Source organism: Pseudomonas sp. S09G 359 (assembly GCF_002843605.1).
Taxonomy (GTDB): domain Bacteria; phylum Pseudomonadota; class Gammaproteobacteria; order Pseudomonadales; family Pseudomonadaceae; genus Aquipseudomonas.
Window position 1 is genome coordinate 6501908 of sequence record NZ_CP025263.1, and the last position, 21299, is coordinate 6523206.

Annotated in this window: 20 protein-coding genes; 9 read left to right on the forward strand and 11 right to left on the reverse strand. The window is 61.4% G+C overall.

The annotated features are described in order from the left end of the window. Window positions 1-21: 21 nt before the first annotated feature. Window positions 22-669 (reverse strand): DUF1120 domain-containing protein, encoded by a 648-nt coding sequence (locus CXQ82_RS30000; RefSeq protein ID WP_101273886.1) that lies wholly within the window; start codon window positions 667-669, stop codon window positions 22-24. 479 nt (window positions 670-1148) lie between these two features. On the opposite strand from CXQ82_RS30000, the gene ppx reads away from it, so the two are divergent. Then, on the forward strand, window positions 1149-2651 hold the full coding sequence (gene ppx, locus CXQ82_RS30005) for an exopolyphosphatase (RefSeq protein ID WP_101273528.1): 1503 nt from the start codon (window positions 1149-1151) through the stop codon (window positions 2649-2651). A 127-nt stretch (window positions 2652-2778) separates the two neighbouring features. Here ppx and ppk1 read toward each other — a convergent pair whose 3' ends face one another. Then, window positions 2779-5001, reverse strand: a complete 2223-nt coding sequence (gene ppk1, locus CXQ82_RS30010; RefSeq protein WP_101273529.1) for a polyphosphate kinase 1 — start codon at window positions 4999-5001, stop codon at window positions 2779-2781. 18 nt (window positions 5002-5019) lie between these two features. After that, window positions 5020-6033 (reverse strand): porphobilinogen synthase, encoded by a 1014-nt coding sequence (gene hemB / locus CXQ82_RS30015; protein ID WP_101273530.1) that lies wholly within the window; start codon window positions 6031-6033, stop codon window positions 5020-5022. 207 nt (window positions 6034-6240) lie between these two features. Here hemB and CXQ82_RS30020 point away from each other — a divergent pair, with 207 nt between their 5' ends. Beyond that, the gene (locus CXQ82_RS30020; RefSeq protein ID WP_101273531.1) at window positions 6241-6876 is read left to right on the forward strand and encodes a DedA family protein; all 636 of its coding nucleotides are present in this window, start codon (window positions 6241-6243) and stop codon (window positions 6874-6876) included. Here the strand turns inward: CXQ82_RS30020 and CXQ82_RS30025 are convergent. Then, window positions 6857-8092, reverse strand: a complete 1236-nt coding sequence (locus CXQ82_RS30025) for a sterol desaturase family protein (protein WP_101273532.1) — start codon at window positions 8090-8092, stop codon at window positions 6857-6859. The two genes, CXQ82_RS30020 and CXQ82_RS30025, sit on opposite strands and share 20 nt — an antisense overlap. Before the next feature lie 116 nt (window positions 8093-8208). Here CXQ82_RS30025 and elbB point away from each other — a divergent pair, with 116 nt between their 5' ends. Next, the gene (gene elbB / locus CXQ82_RS30030) at window positions 8209-8874 is read left to right on the forward strand and encodes an isoprenoid biosynthesis glyoxalase ElbB (RefSeq protein WP_101273533.1); all 666 of its coding nucleotides are present in this window, start codon (window positions 8209-8211) and stop codon (window positions 8872-8874) included. A 312-nt stretch (window positions 8875-9186) separates the two neighbouring features. Here elbB and CXQ82_RS30035 read toward each other — a convergent pair whose 3' ends face one another. Together CXQ82_RS30035 and CXQ82_RS30040 are read right to left on the reverse strand one after the other, a co-directional pair. After that, a complete protein-coding gene (locus CXQ82_RS30035; RefSeq protein WP_101273534.1) occupies window positions 9187-9642 on the reverse strand; it encodes a YaiI/YqxD family protein in 456 nt (151 codons plus the stop codon). 1 nt (window position 9643) lies between these two features. After that, window positions 9644-11539, reverse strand: coding sequence for an FTR1 family protein (locus CXQ82_RS30040; RefSeq protein ID WP_101273535.1), 1896 nt, complete (start codon window positions 11537-11539; stop codon window positions 9644-9646). 258 nt (window positions 11540-11797) lie between these two features. Here CXQ82_RS30040 and CXQ82_RS30045 point away from each other — a divergent pair, with 258 nt between their 5' ends. Genes CXQ82_RS30045 through CXQ82_RS30060 form a run of 4 tightly spaced genes read left to right on the forward strand, consistent with a single transcriptional unit; the run spans window position 11798 to window position 14944 of the window. Then, window positions 11798-13195: a COG3014 family protein gene (locus tag CXQ82_RS30045; RefSeq protein WP_101273536.1), complete on the forward strand. Its 1398-nt coding sequence runs from the start codon at window positions 11798-11800 to the stop codon at window positions 13193-13195. 10 nt (window positions 13196-13205) lie between these two features. Continuing rightward, window positions 13206-13577 carry a YcfL family protein gene (locus tag CXQ82_RS30050; RefSeq protein ID WP_101273537.1) on the forward strand — a complete coding sequence of 124 codons (372 nt, stop codon included), beginning with the start codon at window positions 13206-13208 and terminating at the stop codon, window positions 13575-13577. Window positions 13578-13612: 35 nt separating this feature from the next. Beyond that, complete coding sequence (gene lpoB / locus CXQ82_RS30055; RefSeq protein ID WP_101273538.1) at window positions 13613-14200, forward strand: penicillin-binding protein activator LpoB; 588 nt, start codon at window positions 13613-13615, stop codon at window positions 14198-14200. A 3-nt stretch (window positions 14201-14203) separates the two neighbouring features. Then, window positions 14204-14944, forward strand: coding sequence for a penicillin-binding protein activator LpoB (locus tag CXQ82_RS30060; protein WP_101273539.1), 741 nt, complete (start codon window positions 14204-14206; stop codon window positions 14942-14944). Window positions 14945-15038: 94 nt separating this feature from the next. Here CXQ82_RS30060 and CXQ82_RS30065 read toward each other — a convergent pair whose 3' ends face one another. The 3 genes from CXQ82_RS30065 to CXQ82_RS30075 form a co-directional block, all read right to left on the reverse strand. Continuing rightward, entirely contained in the window at window positions 15039-15671 is a 633-nt protein-coding gene (locus tag CXQ82_RS30065; protein ID WP_101273540.1) for a LysE family transporter, read from the reverse strand. A gap of 89 nt (window positions 15672-15760) precedes the next feature. Beyond that, window positions 15761-16333 (reverse strand): mechanosensitive ion channel family protein, encoded by a 573-nt coding sequence (locus tag CXQ82_RS30070; protein ID WP_101273541.1) that lies wholly within the window; start codon window positions 16331-16333, stop codon window positions 15761-15763. Then, the gene (locus CXQ82_RS30075; RefSeq protein ID WP_101273542.1) at window positions 16333-18243 is read right to left on the reverse strand and encodes an ATP-binding cassette domain-containing protein; all 1911 of its coding nucleotides are present in this window, start codon (window positions 18241-18243) and stop codon (window positions 16333-16335) included. Before CXQ82_RS30075 ends, CXQ82_RS30070 begins: the two co-directional genes overlap by 1 nt. A gap of 50 nt (window positions 18244-18293) precedes the next feature. Here CXQ82_RS30075 and CXQ82_RS30080 point away from each other — a divergent pair, with 50 nt between their 5' ends. Further along, entirely contained in the window at window positions 18294-18758 is a 465-nt protein-coding gene (locus tag CXQ82_RS30080) for a TIGR02444 family protein (RefSeq protein ID WP_101273543.1), read from the forward strand. Here the strand turns inward: CXQ82_RS30080 and CXQ82_RS30085 are convergent. Further along, window positions 18755-19912 (reverse strand): AlgP family protein, encoded by a 1158-nt coding sequence (locus CXQ82_RS30085; protein ID WP_101273544.1) that lies wholly within the window; start codon window positions 19910-19912, stop codon window positions 18755-18757. The two genes, CXQ82_RS30080 and CXQ82_RS30085, sit on opposite strands and share 4 nt — an antisense overlap. A 193-nt stretch (window positions 19913-20105) precedes the next feature. On the opposite strand from CXQ82_RS30085, the gene CXQ82_RS30090 reads away from it, so the two are divergent. Continuing rightward, entirely contained in the window at window positions 20106-20783 is a 678-nt protein-coding gene (locus CXQ82_RS30090) for an FKBP-type peptidyl-prolyl cis-trans isomerase (RefSeq protein WP_101273545.1), read from the forward strand. A 54-nt stretch (window positions 20784-20837) separates the two neighbouring features. Here CXQ82_RS30090 and rsd read toward each other — a convergent pair whose 3' ends face one another. Beyond that, the gene (gene rsd, locus CXQ82_RS30095) at window positions 20838-21296 is read right to left on the reverse strand and encodes a sigma D regulator (protein ID WP_101273546.1); all 459 of its coding nucleotides are present in this window, start codon (window positions 21294-21296) and stop codon (window positions 20838-20840) included. Window positions 21297-21299 lie beyond the last annotated feature (3 nt).

Genomic DNA, 21299 nt, shown 5'->3' on the forward strand with positions numbered 1-21299 from the left:
CTTGCAGGCTGTTTCCTGTGCTTAGATGTAACTCAATATAAGCGTGGCGCGCCCATCAAGGGGTATATCTCGGCTCAGGTCCAAGTCCTGACCTTTGTTGATAACTGCCCGCACCGCCAGAGTGCCCGTCAATTGACTAATAGCCGCAGGGGTAATGCTCGCGCCATCGCGCCATGAGTACTGGCTTGGCACTTGAGCGACCTTGCCATCGCTTGACGCCCAGGCACCGGTGCCGCTGCGTACAATAGGAAAGAGCGCGACAGTTGAAGCGCGCAGATCCTTGAGGGTGACCGAATAACCACCGGTTCGCCGGGTTCCCACTGAACCCAAGCCGAAATTCTGTGCTTCGGTGAAGCCCGTACCCAAGATGCCTGGCACTTTGCTGCCCGACTGCAGGTCGGTGAAGGTCAGCCCGAACCGGGCCGGCGTTGTGCCGCAGTTGACGGACACGGACGTGGTGCGCTCTTCGCGTGGGTTGAACGCCGTCTGGGACAGTTCGCCGGAGCGGATCGTACCGTAGTCGATAACCCCGCTTCCACTCAGGCTGAGGTTACACGCAGCCGGCGTAATCGTCCCCCTGACGACCAATTGGGCACTGGTGGATGCTTGGGCACTTAAAGCCGTGGCCAGGCATACGATACCGAGGGTCAAACCAACAATTTTTTTCATGCTCGTCCTGTTATTGAAAGTTATCAGGCGCTGTTTATTTATCTTTTGGCGATCCATCGACTTACTCTTTATCTTTCTGGACAGATATAGGGACAAATAAATAACACCCAGGCAACATTGCCGGATGCCAGTCTGTCGCTTTAGCGCCTCACTTAAGAATCAGACGACCCGTTATTTGCTGTATGAGTTGTAAAAATAAACTGTCATTCCAAACCACCGCCAAAGTAGTCCAGAACATAATAATCAAGAGAACATCGACTCACTCGCTGTAGGAAAGCTCTGGTGCACGTTTACAACAATAAATAGTAAAACCTCCTACAGCACCGAAAGCCTTAAATACCAGACCTGATAAAACACTCCTACATTTCCCACAAGATTTCCCCACAGACAGCGTCAGGGAAATTACTGAAGCACAACGCGTTGGCGCCAGCGGTCGATCGTGGCACGATGGCAAGGTTATCGACCGAGACCCCCAAACCATGCCGCAATCCCAAGCCAAGAATCTGTCCCTGATCGCCGCCATAGACCTGGGCTCCAACAGCTTTCACATGGTCGTGGCCAAGGCCCAGAACGGAGAAATCCGCATCCTCGAGCGGCTCGGCGAAAAAGTGCAACTGGCTGCCGGGATCAACGACGAGCGCCAACTCAACGAAGAATCCATGCAACGCGGGCTCGATTGCCTCAAGCGTTTTGCCCAACTGATCAACGGCATGCCCCTGGGCGCGGTGCGGATCGTCGGCACCAACGCCCTGCGTGAAGCGCGTAACCGTGGCGAATTCATCCGCCGCGCCGAGGAGATCCTCGGGCACCCGGTAGAGGTCATCTCCGGCCGTGAAGAAGCGCGCCTGATCTACCTGGGCGTGTCCCACACCCTGGCCGACACCCCCGGCAAACGCCTGGTGGCGGACATCGGCGGCGGCAGTACCGAGTTCATCATCGGGCAACGATTCGAGCCCCTGTTGCGCGAAAGCCTGCAGATGGGCTGCGTCAGCTTTACCCAACGCTATTTCAAGGACGGCAAGATCACCCCGGCGCGCTACGCCCAGGCCTACACGGCGGCGCGGCTGGAGATCATGAGCATCGAACACGCCCTGCATCGCCTCACCTGGGATGAAGCCATCGGCTCCTCGGGCACCATCCGCGCCATCGGCCTGGCCCTCAAAGCCGGCGGCCATGGCACCGGCGAGGTCAACGCCGAAGGCCTGGCGTGGCTCAAGCGCAAGCTGTTCAAGCTGGGTGATGCGGAAAAAATCGACTTCGACGGCATCAAGCCCGACCGCCGCGCCATCTTCCCGGCCGGCCTGGCAATTCTCGAGGCGATCTTCGACGCTCTCGAACTGCAACGCATGGACCACTGTGACGGCGCCCTGCGCGAAGGCGTGCTCTACGACCTGCTGGGCCGTCATCACCACGAAGACGTGCGTGAGCGCACGCTCACTTCGTTGATGGAGCGTTATCACGTCGACCTGGAGCAAGCCGCCCGTGTCGAGCGTAAAGCCCTGCATGCCTTCGACCAAGTGGCTGAAGACTGGGACCTGGAAGACGGCGTCTGGCGCGAACTGCTGGGTTGGGCCGCCAAGGTGCACGAAGTGGGCCTGGATATCGCCCACTACCATTACCACAAGCACGGCGCCTACCTGATCGAGCACTCGGACCTGGCGGGCTTCTCCCGGGAAGACCAACAGATGCTCGCGCTGCTGGTACGCGGCCACCGCCGTAACATCCCCCGGGACAAGTTTGCCGAGTTCGGCGACGAAGGCATCAAGCTGATTCGCCTGTGTGTGCTGTTGCGCTTTGCGATCCTGTTCCACCACATTCGCGGCACCCAGGAAATGCCCCAGGTAACCCTGCGCGCCAATGGCGACAGCCTGGATGTGGTGTTCCCCAAAGGCTGGCTGGATGAGAACCAGCTGACCCAGGCGGACTTTGCACAGGAAGCGGAGTGGCTGACGCGGGTGGGCTTTAGCCTGAACCTGCGCTAAAGAACACCGCAAAACAAATGTGGGAGGGGGCTTGCCCCCGATGGCGGTGGTTCAGTCAAAGTTTCAGTGACTGACACTCCGCTATCGGGGGCAAGCCCCCTCCCACATTAGCCCGCGTATACCTTGATTAATTCACCGACAAAATCGGGCTACCCAACTTCTCCAGCAACGTTGCCTGCGCGCTGCGCGGGTTCTGGTTGCCGGTTGGCGTGTTGCGTATGTAGCGGCCGTCCGACTGCAGGCTCCAGCTGTGGGTGTTGTCGGTGAGGTAGCTTTCCAGCTCCTTCTTGACCCGCATGATCAGCTTCTTGCCTTCTACCGGGAAGCACGTCTCCACACGCTTATCGAGGTTGCGCTCCATCCAGTCGGCACTGGAGAGGAACATCTGCTCTTCGCCGCCATTGAGGAAGTAGAACACCCGCGTGTGCTCCAGGAAGCGGCCGATGATCGAGCGCACGTGGATGTTGTGCGACACGCCGACAATACCCGGGCGCAGGCAGCACATGCCACGCACCACCAGGTCGATACGCACGCCGGACTGGCTGGCCTTGTACAGCGCGCGGATGATCTTCGGATCGGTCAGCGAGTTGAACTTGGCGATGATGTGCGCCGGCTTGCCTTCGAGGGCGAACTGGGTCTCGCGGGCAATCATGTCGAGCATGCCCTTCTTGAGCGTGAATGGCGCGTGCAGCAGCTTCTTCATGCGCAAGGTCTTACCCATGCCGATCAGTTGGCTGAACAGCTTGCCGACGTCTTCACACAAGGCGTCGTCCGAGGTCAGCAGGCTGTAGTCGGTGTAGAGCTTGGCATTGCCGGCGTGGTAGTTGCCGGTGCCCAAGTGCGCGTAACGCACGATCTCACCGGCTTCGCGGCGCAGGATCAGCATCATCTTGGCGTGGGTCTTGAAGCCGACCACGCCGTAGATCACCACCGCACCGGCGGCTTGCAGGCGGCTGGCCAGTTGCAGGTTGGACTCTTCGTCAAAGCGCGCACGCAGCTCGATCACCGCGGTGACTTCCTTGCCGTTACGCGCGGCGTCGACCAGGGCGTCGACAATCTCGGAGTTGGCGCCGGAACGGTACAGCGTCTGGCGCACGGCCAATACATGCGGGTCCTTGGCGGCCTGGCGCAGCAGGTCGACCACCGGCGTGAACGACTCGAACGGGTGCAGCAACAGGATGTCCTGCTTGCTCACCACGCTGAAAATGTTTTCGCTGTTTTGCAGCAGTTTCGGGATCTGCGGGGTGAACGGCGTGTATTGCAGCTCCGGGTGGCTGTCCAGGCCGGTGATGCTGAACAGGCGCGTGAGGTTCACCGGGCCATTGACCTGGTACAGCTCGGTCTCGCCCAGGTTGAACTGCTTGAGCAGGTAGTCCGACAAGTGTTTGGGGCAGGTGTCGGCCACTTCCAGGCGCACCGCATCGCCGTAGCGCCGCGAGAACAGCTCGCCGCGCAGGGCACGGGCCAAGTCTTCGACGTCTTCGGAGTCGAGTGCCAGGTCGGCGTTACGGGTCAGGCGGAACTGGTAGCAGCCCTTGACCTTCATGCCCTGGAACAGGTCATCGGCGTGCGCGTGAATCATCGACGAGAGGAATACATAATTATCGCCAGCGCCCCCCACCTCTTCCGGTACCTTGATGATCCGTGGCAACAAGCGCGGCGCGGGGATGATCGCCAGGCCAGAGTCGCGACCGAAGGCATCGATGCCTTCCAGCTCGACGATAAAGTTGAGGCTCTTGTTCACCAGCAACGGGAATGGGTGCGTCGGGTCGAGGCCGATCGGGGTGATGATCGGCGCGATTTCGTCGCGGAAGTAGCGGCGCACCCAGGTCTTGATCTTGGTGGTCCAGTGACGGCGACGGATGAAGCGGACCTGATGTTTCTCCAGCTCCGGCAGCAGGATGTCGTTGAGGATCGCGTATTGGCGGTCCACATGGCCGTGCACCAGCTCGCTGATGCGCGCCAGCGCCTGGTGCGGTTGCAGGCCGTCGGCACCGGCTTGTTCACGGGCGAAGGTGATTTGCTTCTTGAGGCCCGCCACGCGGATCTCGAAAAACTCGTCCAGATTGCTGGAGAAGATCAGCAGGAATTTCAGCCGTTCCAGCAGCGGGTAGGACTCATCCAGCGCCTGTTCCAGCACGCGGATGTTGAATTGCAGTTGTGACAGCTCGCGGTGGATGTACAGGCTGCTGTCATCCAGGTTGGTCACCGCCGCCACCGGGGCCGGCGCGGGGGCTTCGGCCACCACGGCAGGCGGTGCCGACTCAAGCTCCGGCGGGGTTTCGGTGACTTGTTCGACCACCGGGTGAGCGTCTTTCACTGCAACTTCTGAGAGTCCTTCGGTATTCATCGACTGTTCCTGTGAGGGCTATTGTTGCTCTCTAAGCAATTGGGCGGCGCGGGCGGCGAAGTAGGTCAAAATGCCATCAGCCCCAGCACGTTTAAAGGCTGTGAGGGATTCCAGGATCACTCCTTCACTCAACCAGCCATTCTGTATTGCAGCCATGTGCATGGCGTATTCGCCACTGACCTGATAGACAAAGGTCGGCACCTTGAACTCTTCTTTCACCCGATAAAGGATGTCGAGGTATGGCATCCCCGGTTTGACCATCACCATGTCGGCGCCTTCGGCCAGGTCGGCCGCCACTTCGTGCAGGGCTTCATGGCTGTTGGCCGGGTCCATCTGGTACGAGGCCTTGTTGGCCTTGCCCAGGTTGAGCGCCGAGCCCACCGCATCGCGGAACGGGCCGTAATAGGCGCTGGCGTACTTGGCCGAGTAGGCCATGATCCGCACGTTGACGTGGCCAGCCAGTTCCAGGGCTTCGCGAATCGCCTGGATGCGGCCGTCCATCATGTCCGACGGTGCAACCACCTGGGCGCCCGCCGCCGCGTGGGACAAGGCCTGCTTGACCAGTGCGTCGACCGTTATATCGTTTTGAACATAGCCTTCTTCGTCGAGAATGCCATCCTGGCCGTGGGTGGTGAACGGGTCCAGGGCCACATCGGTGATCACTCCCAGCTCCGGGAACCGCTCGCGCAGGGCGCGGGTGGCGCGCTGGGCGATCCCTTGCGGGTTCCAGGCTTCGGCAGCGTCCAGGGACTTGAGTTCAGACGGCGTGACAGGGAACAGCGCCAACGCCGGAATCCCCAGCTCAACCCAATTCGCCGCCTCTTCAAGCAGCAAATCGATGCTCAAGCGCTCCACCCCCGGCATCGACGCCACCGCTTCCCGACGATTTTCACCGTCCAGCACAAAAACCGGCAGGATCAGATCATTCGTCGTCAGCACGTTTTCACGAACCAGGCGGCGAGAAAAATCATCACGACGATTGCGACGCAGACGGGTGGCCGGGAACAGGCGATTGGCAGGGGTAAAGCTCACGACAGACTCCAGAGCCCGCGTTCACGGGCGAGCGTTGCAGTTATAAGCGGCCATTATGACGAATGAATGACAGTTGTGCTTATCGATGCGACCTGTAGCCGCATTCACCATTTACGTAGGAATTGTTCACTTCGTGACACATCTCGATACTTTCATGAATCTTCGTGAAGGCGTAGGCTGCGCGTTCATTTCGCCAGCACCCAGACCATGCTTCAACAATTTCTGCATGACTTCGGCTACTTTGCCCTCTTCCTAGGCACGTTCTTCGAAGGCGAAACCATCCTGGTTCTCGCAGGCTTCTTGGCGTTCCGTGGATACATGGATATCAACCTGGTGGTGGTCGTTGCCTTTTGTGGCAGCTACGCCGGCGACCAGCTGTGGTATTTCCTGGGGCGCAAGCACGGCCGCAAACTGTTGGCGCGCAAACCGCGCTGGCAATTGATGGGCGACAAGGCCCTGGAACATATCCGCAAGCACCCGGATATCTGGGTACTTAGCTTCCGCTTTGTGTATGGCTTACGCACAGTGATGCCGGTGGCGATTGGCCTGTCGGGTTACCCGCCAGTGCGCTACTTGATCCTTAACGGCATCGGCGCTGCGATCTGGGCCGCCGCCCTGGGCGCTGCGGCTTACCACTTCGGTGCGGTGCTGGAAGGCATGCTGGGCAGCGTCAAGAAGTACGAGCTGTGGGTGCTGGGCGCATTGCTGCTGCTGGGTTTTGGCCTGTGGCTGCGCCGGCGCTTCAAGAACGCGCGTATCGCCCGCCAGGCCTGTGCAGACGCCAAGGCTCGGCTCGCCGCCGAACCTGCGCCGGTCGAAACGCCTAAGACGCCAGTCGAGTAAGCCGGCTTCTACAGCAGTAGAGGCCGATCAGGCTGAGCAAGCTGTAACTCACCAGGCCCAGCCAGCCCAACGAGCTGGCCGGCCACAGCCCGACCAGCGGCGCCAGCCACACCAGCGGCACATTCAAGGCCAGGCGCAGCAGTTCGGCCTTGAAGGCCCACGGGCGATTCTCCAGGGCCACGCCTAGGCTAAACAGGCCCAGCGCCATTGCGCTCCAGCCCAGGACCAGCGCCTGCGTGGGTAACCCCTCAGCGAAATTCATCAAATAACTGCCCAAGCCTACATAAGCCACAAACTGCAGGGCGATGTAGATTTGCTGGCGCACGTCCAGCGGCACCTCGAATTTGCGGAACTGGCTCAGGTCGGGCTTGGCCAACGGGTACTTGGCCGCCACGTCCGCCGGGCGCCAACCGGTGCGCATGAACCAGATACGCAGCTTGTCCCAGCGGCTCTCGGTGCGCCGCGCGTCACTCCACAGCTGTGCGTAAAACTGCAGGTTGGCCCACAGCGGGTTCCAGCTCGCCAGCGGCGTGGTCACGCCAAAGATCACCGGCTCGTTATCGTCTTCTTCCTGAAAGCTGCCGAACAGTCGGTCCCAAATAATGAACACCCCGCCGTAGTTACGATCCATGTAGAGAGCATTCTGTGCATGGTGAGCCCGATGATTGGATGGCGTGACGAAGAACCACTCGAACCAGCCGAGCTTGGGCACATGGCGCGTGTGCACCCAGAATTGGTACAGCAGGTTGAGCGAGGCCACGCTGATAAACACCACCAGCGGCACGCCCAGCACGGCCAGGGGCAGGTAGAAGATCCAGCTCAGCAGAAAGCCGGTGCTGGTCTGGCGCTGGGCGGTGCTGAGGTTGTAGTCCTCGCTCTGGTGATGCACCGAGTGTGCGGCCCAGAGGATGTTGCGCTCATGCCCCATGCGGTGCAGCCAGTAGTAACAAAAGTCGTAGAGGACGAAGGCGAAGACCCAGGTCCAGATGCTCTGGGCCGGCAGGTCGATGATGGCCAGGTGCTTGAGGGCCAACGCATAGGTCAGCAGCCCTACACCCTTGGTCAGCAGGCCTGTGGTGGTGGACAGCACGCCGGTGCTGAGGCTGTTGATGGCATCTGCCACTCGGTAGTTGCGCTGCCCACGCCAGCGGTCGGCAAGCAGCTCCACCACGATCAAGGCGATGAAAAACGGTACCGCGTAAGGCACGAAGTCCATGGGCTAGTCCGGTCTATTTTTGTTACATCAAGATTAGGTGCAGCGGCACAAGATCCCATTGGCAACAGCTTACAAATTAGTAGACATTTAACGCCAAGACCCCAGGAGAAATGCCCATGAGCAAAAAGATTGCAGTGATCCTTTCCGGCTGTGGCGTGTACGACGGCGCAGAAATCCATGAAAGCGTGATCACCTTGCTGCGCCTGGACCAGCGCGGCGCTCAGGTCCAATGTTTTGCACCCAACATCGCGCAACTGCAGGTGATCAACCACCTCACCGGCGAAGAAATGCCTGAGTCACGCAACGTGCTGGTGGAGTCGGCGCGTATCGCCCGGGGGGAGGTGAAGGATATTCGCGACGCCAACGCCGCGGAGTTCGACGCGTTGATCGTACCCGGCGGGTTTGGCGCGGCGAAGAACCTGTCGAACTTTGCCGTCGAAGGCGCGGGGTGCAGCGTCAACCCGCAGGTGCTGGAGCTGGCCGAAGCCTTCGCCGAAGCGGGCAAGCCGGTCGGGTTAATCTGCATTTCGCCCGCCTTGGCCGCAAAAATCTACGGCCCGGGCGTGACCTGCACGATCGGCAACTGTGCCGACACCGCCGCCGCCCTCGACAAAATGGGCGCCACCCACCAGGAATGCGCGGTGGAAGACATTGTCGAAGACAAGGCGCGCAAGCTGGTCAGCACGCCGGCCTACATGCTGGGCAAGAACATCAGCGAGGTCGCGTCAGGCATCAACAAACTGGTGGACCGGGTGCTGGAACTGACCCACGAGAATGACTGAGGCTGAGCGTGTGTGGTGAATGGGCCTCTGTGGCACACAGGCTTGTGTGGTGAATGGGTTTCTGTGGCAGACAGGCTTGTGTGGCGAGCGGGCTTGCCCGCGTTGGGCTGCGCAGCAGCCCTAAACCCTGCAACCCCATTCCGTCTGAATCACCGCACCGGCTGGATTGGGGCGGCTTCGCCACCCAACGCGGGCAAGCCCGCTCGCCACATAAGCCAAGCCTCCCACCCAAGCCCGGCTTTCCACATAAGCCATGCTTGGCCACCCAAGCCCGGCTTTCCACATAAGCCGCGCGGTCCACACCCGCTCCGGTCAGGCTTCTCGCATTAATTTGGTCAGAATCCGGTCCAGCGCATTGGCAAACGCCTGCTTGTCTTTTTCGCCATGGGGTGGCGGCCCGCCGCCCATTTGGCCTTGCTCACGCAGGTCGGTGAACAGGTTGCGCACCGCCAGCCGTTCGCTCATGTTCGCCGGGCTGAACTCCTTGCCACGCGGGTCGAGGGCCGTTACACCCTTCTTCACCAACCGGTCGGCCAGGGGCACATCGCTGCAAATCACCAGTTCGCCAGGCACCGCGTGCTCCACCAGGTAATCATCCGCCGCATCCGGGCCGCTGGGCACCACGATCAGCTTCACACAGGCGAAGCTCGGCTTGATCTGGCTCTGCCCGGCCACCAGCACCACCTCGAACTGGCGCTTGAGGGCGAACTTCACCACCTGGTCCTTGGCCGCCCGCGGGCAGGCGTCGGCATCGATCCACACGCGCATGTTAAGCCGCCACCCGGCGTTTCTCGGCCAAACGGCTGCGGCCGTACAGCACCACAATCGCCAGGATCGCCACCGCCTGCGCACTCAACGAGTAGGCATCGGCATGGATGCCCAGCCAGTCGAAGTCAAAGAACGCTACCGGCCGCGTGCCGAAGATACCGGCTTCCTGCAACGCCTTCACACCGTGCCCGGCGAACACCACCGACAGCGCACACAGCAGCGCCGCGTTGATGCCAAAGAACAGCGCCAGCGGCAACTTCGCCGACCCACGCAGGATCACCCAGGCCAGGCCCACCAACAGCACCAGCGCCGTGGCGCCACCGGCCAGCACGGCGTTGTGCCCGGCCGGGCCCGCTTGCAGCCACAGGGTTTCGTAGAACAGGATCACTTCGAACAGCTCGCGGTACACCGAGAAGAACGCCAGCATCGCAAAGCCAAAACGCCCGCCGCCGCCCACCAGGCTGCTCTTGATGTAGTCCTGCCAGGCCGCCGCATGGCGCCGGTCGTGCATCCACACACCGAGCCACAACACCATCACACTGGCGAACAGTGCCGTGCAGCCTTCCAGCAGCTCACGCTGGGCGCCGCTCACGTCAATCACATACGCCGCCAACGCCCAGGTGGCCAGGCCTGCCAGCAGCGCCAAGCCCCAGCCCACGTTGACGCTGCGCACCGCCGACTGCTGGCCGGTGTTGCGCAGGAACGCGAGGATCGCCGCCAGCACCAGAATCGCTTCCAGGCCTTCACGCAGCAAAATCAACAGGCCGGAGATGTAGCTCAACGACCAGCTCAGGCCATCGCTGCCCAGCAGCCCGGCGGATTCGGTGAGTTTGCCCTTGGCCACGTCCAGGCGCTGCTGCACCTGCTCGATCGGCAGGCCGTCCTGCAATGACTGCCGGTAGGCCATCAGGGCCTTCTCGGTGTCCTTGCGCACGTTGGCGTCAACGTTATCCAGGGAGCTTTCCACCAGCTCGAAGCCTTCCAGGTAGGCAGCTACCGACAGGTCGTAGGCCTGTTCGTGGTCACCGTTGCGGAACGCGGCAAGGCTCTTGTCCAGGGTCGACGCGGTGTAGTCCAGCAACTGCGCCGGGCCACGTTTGACCTGCGGCGGTTGCGCGCGCTGGGCGCGGAAGGTGGCGGCAGCGGCCGGGCCGTTGGCAGCCAGCACTTCATTGGGGGTCTGGCGGGCCAGGTCGGCGAGGTTGAAGGGCTGCTCACTCTTGGCCGCAGCCGGGTCGGCAGTGAAACCGGCGATGTAAGTGGCCAGGTCCCAGCGCTGGCGGTCGTCCAGTTGGTCGGCGAAGGACGGCATGTCGGTGCCTTCGACACCCAGGCCCAGGGTGTTGTAGATCGCGTAGAGGCTCAGGCGATCCAGGCGCGCGGCGTCCCGCAGGTTGGCCGGCGCTGGCGTCATACCTACGCTGGCCGGGCCGTCACCGGCGCCGGCAGTGCCGTGGCACACCGAGCAGTGCTGGGCGTACAGCGGCGCGCCGCGTGTTGGGTCCGGGGTAATCGCCGGGGCCTGGCTGACTTCATACGCCACGGCCAGTTGGGCACCCAATTGGCGGGCCTGGCGGGCGACTGCCGCGCCGTCCTGATGGGCTTTTACCGCCGCGAGCAGTTCGTCGACGCCTTTTACCAACGCCGCGCGCTCCGGCCTCTCTGGCAGCTCCGCCACCAGCCCTTGCAACACCCCGAGAAACTCCACCTGCTCGCGGTATTCCGAATCATCAACAACCTTGCCCGCCTCTACCGTCGGCGGGTAGTCAGCGCCGATATAGTCCAGCAAATGCAGGGCTTGAGGGGCGCCCTCAGCGGTTGCGGCCAACAGGTTGACGCTGCACGACATCAACGCCGGCAGCAGCAGCCAGGCGAGAAAACGAAAGGGGCCAGTCATGAATGAATCTCAAGTGGAAATACGAAGTAACACATTGTTAAGGGTTAAGGGGTTTGACTCAAGGCGTTAGTGATTTGGTGTTCTGGTGGGCGGTATTTTTTTGAGGCGAGTGGTGGCGTTTTGTGGACTGCATCACGGCACAAAGCCATTGTTTTGCCAGTAATGGCGCTTATAATGCCGCGCCCTGTTAGTGCGAAAGGGAATTTCATTCCTCGTTTTTATGAGGAATTACCACAAAACTTTCAGGGAAGAAGTTACATGGCATTTCGCGCCTTGACTCCGTTCGCGCTCGCGGCGGTCACTCTGCTCTCCGGCTGTTCGATGTTCCGCAGCTACGACACCGAGCTGCAAGCCACCAACCAGCAACTGGCCACCGGCAACGTCGACGGCGCCCTGACCCTGCTGGAAAAGAACAACACCGGCGACGACAAAGACCTGCTCTATTTCTTCGAAAAAGGTGAATTGCTGCGCGCCAAGGGCGACCTGACCGGCAGCCAGACCGCCTGGCGCAGCGCCGACCTGCAGGTCTACAAGTGGGAAGAGTCGGTCAAGTTCGACAGCGAAAAATACCTCTCCCAGTTCGGCAGCTTCCTGGTCAACGACAAGGTGCGTCGCTACGAAGGCTATGACTACGAAAAAGTCATGCTGACCACGCAGATGGCCCTGAACCTGTTGGCCCTGAACGACTTCGACGGCGCCCGTACCGAGATCAAGAAGACCCACGAACGCGAAGCCGTGATCGCCGACCTGCGCGACAAGGAATACCTCAAGCGCGAAGACGACGCCGAGCGCCAAGGCATCACCACCCAGATGAAAGACCTGCGCGGCTACCCGGTGGAAGCTTTGGACGCGCCGGAAGTGGTCGGCCTGAAAAACAGCTACCAGAGTGCGTTCAGCCATTACCTGGCCGGCTTCGTGTACGAGGCCCTGGGTGAAAAAGACCTGGCCGCACCGGGCTACCGCAAGGCCGCCGAGCTGCGCCCCAACACCCCGCTGCTGGAGCAGGCCCTGCTGAACCTGGACAAATCCAAGGTCGGCGCCGACGAAACCGACGTGCTGATCGTAGTGCAGAGCGGCCTGGCCCCGGCGCGCGACTCGATCCGCCTGCCGCTGCCGATCCCGATCAACGGCAACCTGGTGATCACCCCGCTGTCGTTCCCGGTGATCAAGGCCGACACCTCCACCGCCACCTTCGCCCAGATCGGCGTTGACGGCCAGCAGCAGAACCTCACCGCCCTCAACAGCACCACGGCCATGTCGCGCCGCGCCCTGCGCGATGACATGCCGGGCATCATCCTGCGCACCACCGTGCGTGCGGTCAGCCGTGGCGTGGCGCAAAACAACCTGAACAAGACCAACCCCATGGCGGGCCTGGTACTGGGCATCGCCTCGGCCGTGGCCGAAGGCGCCGACACCCGCACCTGGCGCACCCTGCCGGACATGACCCAGGTGACACGCCTGCGCCTCAAGCACGGCGAGCACCAGGTCAGCCTGCCCAACGCCCTGGGCGGCACGCTGGTGACGGTCAAGGCCGACCAGCGCTATCAGGTGATCACCCTGCGCGTAGTCGGCAACCAAGTGTTCGCCGGCGGCCTCGCGGCGCATGTGGTACCCAGCACGCCGCCCCAGGCTATCGCCACCCTCAAACAACCTTAAGGAGCACGCTATGCGTCATTTCATCCTCGGCGCCTTGGCGCTGGTCCTGCTCGCCGGCTGCGCCACCCCGCCGCCACCGGAACCCGGCAGTGCCGCCAGTAAAATCGTGGTAATGGGCAAGTTCAAGGGCATCGCCGTCGGCGCTATCCGCGTTGCGCGCGAGAACGGCTTTCTCACCGCCAAGGTGCAGTTGAGCAACATCACCAGCAGCAACCAGGTGATGTATTACCGCTTTGCCTGGCTGGGCGCCGACGGCTTCCCGGTGGGCGATGAAGAAACCTGGAAAGTGCTGAACCTGTACGCCAACCAGGCGACCTTCCTGCCGGCCATCGCCAACCTGCCCCAGGCCGCGGACTTCCGCCTTGAAGTCAAAACCCCTTGAGCCGTCCCCTTTTCAAGCTCCAGAGAGATCTCCCCATGTTTGCACGCTTCTCGATTCTCGCCGTGGTCGCCGTCCTGGCCAGCGGTTGCGCCAATACTTCCCCGGTACTGGGCAGCAAGAACATCAATTACGGTGACACCAAGGCCGTGGAAACCGTGACCAACGAGTTCGGGTCCACCGACCTGCAGATGATCGCCGAAACCATGACCCGCTCCCTGGCCCAGTCCGGCATCCTGCAAGGCCGCCCGGTGGTGCAGGTGTATGACGTGAAGAACAAGACCAGCGAGTACATCGACACCCGCGAGATCACCACGTCGATCAAGACCCAACTGATGAAGACCGGCACCGCACGCTTCGCCAGCGACAATACCGACATGCAGAGCCAGGTCGACCAGTTGAAACTGCAGAACCAGAGCGGCCTGTACAAGAAGTCCACCGTGAGCAAGACCGGCAACATGGTCGCCGCCAAGTACCGCCTGGAAGGCTCCATCAGCTCCATCGTCAAGCGCAGCTCGGACTACAAGGACGTGTTCTACAAATTCAGCCTGCAACTGATCGACGTCGAGAGCGGCCTGGCCGAATGGATGGACGAAAAAGAAATCCGCAAGACCACGGAGCGCTGAACAATGCGTGCATGGATCGGTTTGATCGGCCTGCTGTGCGCCTTTGGCGCCTCGGCCGCGCCGAAGATCGCGGTGACCGACCTGGCCTACGAGGCGCGGGTCGAGGAGTACATCCACCAGGTCTCGGCCAGCAACAACTTCCAGGCCAGTGCTTACCACGCCAGCGGTGCCTCGAACTACAGCGAGTACGAAAGCCGTACCAGCTACATCGAGCAAACCGAGCTGCGTAAATTCAGCGGCGATATCAAGGGCGAGATCCTCAAGTCCCGCCAGTTCCAGCTGGTGCAGGGCACGCCCTACACCGCCGATGCCAAGGGTGACGTGTATGACGTGATCAAGCGCATCAAGGCCGGCAACTTCAAAGGCGCGGACTACGTGCTGTTCGGCACCCTGTCCGACATCGACTTCACCCAGGACATCAACGCCCTGGACCACACCAACAGCTACTCGGCGGTGCTGGGCCTGACGCTGGTAGCGGATTTCAGCCTGATCAACACGCGCACCTTTGAGATCACCTCGGCGTTTACCGCCATGGGTGAAGGCCAGGACACCAAATTGGTGAACAGCCGCGACGTGCGCGTAAGCCTGAACCGGCCGCGGGTGGTGAAGGAAGTGTCGAAGGCGCTGGGTGAGGATGTGGCGCGGCAATTGGCGGAGCAGCTGGGTGGTGGGTACCAGGAACCTGGCCAACCGGTGCTGCGCAACAACCTGCCAAGGGATGAAGCGCCAAAAATCCTGCGCTGAGCGGTAATTTCCCGGTCAACACAAAACCATTGTGGGAGGGGGCCAGTCGAATCGTCGCACCGCCCCTCCCACATTTTTAATCCGGTTTTGTCAGTTACGCCGTGGCGCGATGCAGGCTGGCAAGGAAACCCGCAGCCCCCACAAACAACCCCGCAAACGTACGGTTCATACGCTTCTGCTGCTTAGGCGTGCGCAACAGGCGCAGCACCTTCGACGCCAACCCCGTATACCCCGCCATCACAATCATATCGACGCTGATCATGGTCGCGCCCAGGATCAGATACTGGATCAGCAGCGGCGCCTGCGGGTTCACAAATTGCGGCAATACCGCCAGCATGAACACCAGGGCCTTGGGGTTACTGGCGTTGACTAGGAAACCACGGAACATCATCGCCATCGGCTTGCCGATCGGGCGCACAGCCGCGTCGTCGCTCATGTCCATGGGTAACGCGCGCCATTGCTTGACGGCCAGGTACACCAGGTACGCCACACCAAACCATTTGATCGCATAGAACGCGGTCGAAGACGCCGCCAGAATGGCACCCAGGCCGCCCGCCACCACTGCAATCTGCATCGCCAGGCCCAGTTGCAGGCCGATGGCGTTCCAGTAACCGCGCAGGAAACCGTATTGCAAGCCGCTGGACATCGACGCGATGGCGCCCGCGCCGGGGGAAAGGGAGATGATCCAACTGGCCACGAAAAAGGCCAGCCACGTATCGAGTGCCATTGCACACCTCAGGGGGGAGTTTGCTGTTGTGCCCTTAAGCTAACTCCGCCGAGCAAAGGCTGGCTATAGATTTTTACAAGATGTGAATGCTAGCGGTCGCCCGGGAACACATGGGTCCCTGGCCAACGCCGTACCGAGCGCTGGAAGAACAGGCTGTTCGGCACCTGGACGATGGCGCTGTCGGTACCGGCCGCCTCCACTTCGATCAGTGTGGTGTAGAGCAGGTTGATCGCCACGACGCGGCCCTTCACGCCCGGTTTGTCGACAGTATCCACCAGTTCAACGATGTCGCCGAGGCGGAACGGTCCTACGGTAAAGATCAAGATCGCGCACAGCAGGTTGGACAACACCGACCACATGGCGAAAAACGCCACCGCCGCCACCGCCACAAACCCCGAGAGCGCCGTCCACAATACCGTGGCGGACACGCCCAGGCGGCCCAGCACAAAGATCAGCGCGCTGCCCATGATCAGCCAGCGCAAGCCGCCGCGCAGCGGCATCAGCAGTTGCGGCGGGAACGGGTAGCGCTCACCCAGGCGGGTCAGGCCTTTGGCAACGAAGCGCTGGGCGAGGTAGCCGCCCAGCAGGATCAGCAGGATTTGCACGCCGATCCACACAGGCTCGACCCATTGCGTCGGGATCGGCAGTTGCAGCGCTTCCATCAGGACAGCGCCTCCAGCTCCGCTTGCAGGGTTTCGAGCAATTCGAGGGCCTCCATCCAGGTTTCCTCCAATTGCCCTTCGCGCACCTTGAGCTTGGCCTGTTCAGCCAGCAGGTCGCGCAGCTCATCCTTGCGTGCCGCTTCGTACACGGCACTGTCGCCCAGGCTGGCTTCGATCTTGGCCAGGCGCTCATGCACCTTGCCCAGCTCGGCTTCGAGCTTGTCGGCTTCACGTTTGTGCGGCGCCAACTGCTGGCGCAGCGCGGCGGCGGCCTGGCGCTGGGCTTTCTTGTCGGTTTTATCCGGGTTGACCGGGGTATTACTGGCCGGCGCGTTGCGCAGGCGGTAATCGGTCAGCCAGCGGGCGTAGTCGTCCAGGTCGCCGTCGAACTCTTCGACCTTGCCATCCGCCACCAGCAGGAAGTTGTCGGTGGTGCTCTTGAGCAAGTGGCGATCGTGAGACACCACCAGCACGGCGCCGCTGAACTCTTGCAGGGCCATGGTCAGCGCCAGGCGCATTTCCAGGTCGAGGTGGTTGGTCGGTTCGTCGAGCAGCAGCAGGTTTGGGCGGTCCCAGGCGATCAGCGCCAGGGCCAGGCGGGCTTTTTCGCCGCCGGAGAAATTCAGTACCGGCTCATCGATGCGGGCGCCACGGAAGTCGAAACCACCAAGGAAGTCGCGTAGGGTCTGCTCGCGCTCGGTCGGCGCCAGGCGTTGCAGGTGCAACAGCGGGCTGGCCTTGGCGTCGAGGGAGTCCAACTGGTGCTGGGCGAAGTAGCCCACCACGGTGTTCTCGCCACGGGTCAGGCGGCCGGCCAGCGGCTCAAGTTCGCCGGACAGGTTCTTGATCAGCGTCGACTTGCCCGCGCCGTTAGGGCCGAGCAAACCAATGCGCGCGCCCGGCGTGAGCTGCAGCTTGACCTTCTCCAGGATGGTCTTGTCGCCATAACCCAGGCGTGCGTCCGAGAGATCCAGCAGCGGGCTGGAGATTTTCACCGACTCACGGAACACAAAGTCGAACGGCGAATCGACGTGGGCCGCCGACAGCTCTTCCATGCGTTCCAGGGCCTTGATCCGGCTCTGGGCCTGGCGGGCCTTGGTGGCCTGGGCCTTGAACCGGGCGATGTAGCTTTCCATGTGCGCGCGCTGCGCCTGCTGCTTCTCGAAGGCCTGTTGCTGCTGGGCCAGGCGTTCGGCACGGGCGCGTTCGAACGCGGTGTAGCCGCCACGGTAGAGGGTGATCTTCTTCTGTTCGACGTGGGCGATGTTGTCGACCACGGCGTCGAGGAAATCCCGGTCGTGGGAAATCAGCAGCAAGGTGCCCTGGTAGCTCTTGAGGAAGTCTTCCAGCCACAGGATCGCATCGAGGTCCAAGTGGTTGGTCGGTTCGTCGAGCAGTAGCAGGTCGGACGGGCACATCAGCGCTTGGGCCAGGTTGAGGCGCATGCGCCAGCCACCGGAGAAGTCGGCGACCGGGCGGTCCATCTGTTCGTTGGTGAACCCCAGGCCGGCGAGCATCTTGCGGGCACGCGCGTCGGCGGTGTAGCCGTCGGCGCTGTCGAGTTCCGCATGCAGGCGGGCCTGGGCGGCGCCGTCCTGGGTTTTCTCGGCCTCGGCCAGGTCGTGTTGCACCTGGCGCAGGCGCAAGTCGCCATCGAGCACGTAGTCGATCGCGATGCGGTCGAGGGTGTCGATCTCTTGGCGCATATGGGCGATGCGCCAGTCGGCCGGCAGCAAGCAGTCCCCGGAATCCGGGGTCAGCTCACCCAGCAACAGGGCGAACAACGTGGATTTGCCGGCGCCGTTGGCACCGATCAGGCCGGCTTTGTGACCGGCGTGCAGGGTCAGCTCGGCGTCTTCAAGAAGACGTTGCGGGCCACGCTGTAATGTTAGGCTTTGAAGTCGGATCATAATGGCGGCGGAGTCTACCAGCTTCGTTGGCCGCTGGCTTGGGTGTGAATATGTACGCTGACCTGTGGAGCTTTGCCCTCTCGACTTATGCCCGCTCCGGGTGCGAAGCCGCTTGCCTGCGTTTGCAGGAGCAAGGCGCGGATGTGTGCCTGTTGCTCTGCGGCGCGTGGCTGGAGCAGCGCGGCGTGACGCCGAGCGCTGAACGCATGCAGGCATTGGTGCAGGTCGCCGGGCCCTGGCAGGCGCAAGTAGTCGAACCGTTACGGCAGGTACGCACGCAATGGCGAGCCATGGCGCAGCAGGATGAAGCGTTGGCAGGGTTACGCGAGCAGGTCAAAGCCTTGGAGCTGGAAGCCGAGCGAGCGTTGCTGGCACGCCTGGAAGCTGTGGCGCAGGCATGGCCTAGTGGAGAAGGCGAGGGTCAACAGAAATGGCTTGAAGGCCTGGCGACCGAAGCCGCCAACCTTGACCACGACGCGCTGCAACAGCTGCGCGTCGCGGCCACCGGCACTTAGGAAGCGCTGGTTGGGGTAGTGCTTGGCGCTACCGGTGCAGGCGTGCTGCTGGCCGGAGCGGTTGGAGCGGTGGCAGCAGCCGGAGTCGCTGGTGCGGCTGGTTTGGCTGGTGCTGGTTTTGCGGCAGCTGGTTTTGCAGCAGCAGGTTTTGCAGCTGGCTTGGCGGCTGGTTTCGCAGCAGCAGGTTTGGCAGCTGGCTTGGCGGCTGGTTTTGCAGCAGCAGGTTTGGCAGCTGGCTTGGCGGCTGGTTTTGCAGCAGCAGTTTTTGCAGCTGGCTTAGCGGCTGGTTTAGCGGCAGCAGTTTTTGCAGCTGGCTTAGCGGCTGGTTTCGCAGCAGCGGTTTTCGCAGCTGGCTTGGCAGCTGGTTTCGCAGCAGCAGTTTTTGCAGCTGGTTTCGCAGCTGGTTTAGCAGCAGCGGTCTTTGCAGCTGGCTTGGCGGCTGGTTTCGCAGCAGCGGTTTTCGCAGCTGGCTTGGCAGCTGGTTTCGCAGCAGCAGTTTTTGCAGCTGGCTTGGCGGCTGGTTTCGCAGCAGCAGTTTTTGCAGCTGGCTTGGCGGCTGGTTTAGCAGCAGCAGTTTTTGCAGCTGGCTTGGCGGCTGGTTTAGCAGCAGCAGTTTTTGCAGCTGGCTTGGCGGCTGGTTTAGCAGCAGCAGTTTTTGCAGCTGGCTTGGCGGCTGGTTTAGCAGCAGCGGTTTTTGCAGCTGGCTTGGCGGCCGCTTTAGCCGGCGCCTTCGCAGTAACAGCTTTTGCCGGGGTACGTGCGCCCAGCACTTTGGCTACAGCTTCCTTCACACGACCAACGCCCTGAGCCAGTTTCAGGCTTTCTTGAGCATCTTTTTTGAGTTGGGAAATGTAGGTGCGGGTTTCAGCTTGGCGATCCTTGAGGGCGTCGAGCAGGTCCTCAAGTTCTTTGACAGCGTCTTTGGCTTTGGCTTGAGCCTTGGCCTTGCCGGCAGTGGCGGCGTCTTGCAGTTTGGTGCGGGATTTGTGCAGCTTTTCTTGCGCTTTACCGCGTTGTTTTTCCAGCTTGGCGAGCAGCTTTTCTGCATCGGCCAACGCTTGGGAACAGGCGCTTTCCAGATGTTCGAGCAAGCTGCCCGAAAGTTGTTGGAGTAAATGCAACGGGGTATTAACAGGCTTCTGTTTGGCCGACATGGTTTACCTCCTGGCTGACGTGGGTGCGGCTCATACTAGCCCTCTGCTCTTACCGCCGCTAGGGCATGTTGACAGTATCGTTTGCGTTGCGTTGCAGCGTGCGAAAAATCTTATCGATATAACGAAAATACGCGGCACTTTTTACCCACTCACACTGGCATAATCCATCGCACTTTCGGCGGGAGAATGGCCCATGTCGCGTTACCTTTTTGTTGTGCTTGGCCTGGCGATTTCAGTCGCCAATGCGAGCGAGCAATCGCCCTCCAAAACTGCTGACCAGGATGCCCACGACCTCGCCTACAGCCTGGGCGCCAGCCTCGGTGAGCGCCTGCGCCAGGAGGTTCCCGACCTGCAGATCCAGGCGCTGATCGACGGCCTCAAGCAAGCCTATCAAGGCAAACCACTGGCGCTGGATAACGCACGTATCGAACAGATTCTTGCCAGACACGAAGCGCAAAGCGAAGCCGATGCGCAGGCTCCCCAAAGCGAAAAAGCCCTCGCTACCGAACAGCAGTTTTTAGCCAAGGAAAAAGCCGTGAAGGGCGTGCGCGAATTGGCCGATGGAATTCTGCTCACGGAACTCGCACCCGGCAGCGGCGCCAAGCCGGGGGCGAATGATCAGGTTGAAGTGAAATACATTGGGCGATTGCCCGACGGCACGGTCTTCGACCAGAGCACGCAGCCCCAATGGTTTCGTCTGGACAGTGTGATCAGCGGCTGGAGCAGCGCATTGCAACAGATGCCGGTGGGCGCAAAGTGGCGCCTGGTGATTCCATCGGCCCAGGCCTATGGTGCCGACGGCGCGGGTGAGTTGATCCCGCCGTATACGCCGCTGGTGTTTGAGATCGAACTGCTAGGCACCCGCCACTGACCCAATAAAAAACGGTGCGTCATGCGCACCGTTTTTTTGTCTCGCCCTCGAGGGTCAAGCCTGGGTAACAGACTCTTCCTTGTGGGCGTTGTGCAACACTTCGATCAGGCAGTCTTCCAGCTCGAAACGCTCGTGAAGCAACGCGCCCAGCTCTTTGAATTTTTCGGCAACACAATTGCCGGCATCACACAGATCGGTGAAGGCGAGCAGCTTTTCAGTGATGACGTCGATGCGCGGGTAAATGGTCTCGGCCAAATCCAGACCACGCTGATCATCAAAGGCTTCCGCCTCCTTGGTCAGTTGCTCGTAGACGCCAAAATGGCCAGCCGAGACATAGTCGACCAACACTTCGCAGAACTCCTGCAACGGCTTGCGATTCTCAGCCAGTGCCTCGGGCTTGGCGCCGAGAGCATCAAAGGCCCGAACCAGTTCGTGACGTGCCTTCAACCAGCTGTCGATCAGCTTGTGCACCCCACCCCAGCGTTCCTGAGCATTCTGACAACTTTCCAGCATGAT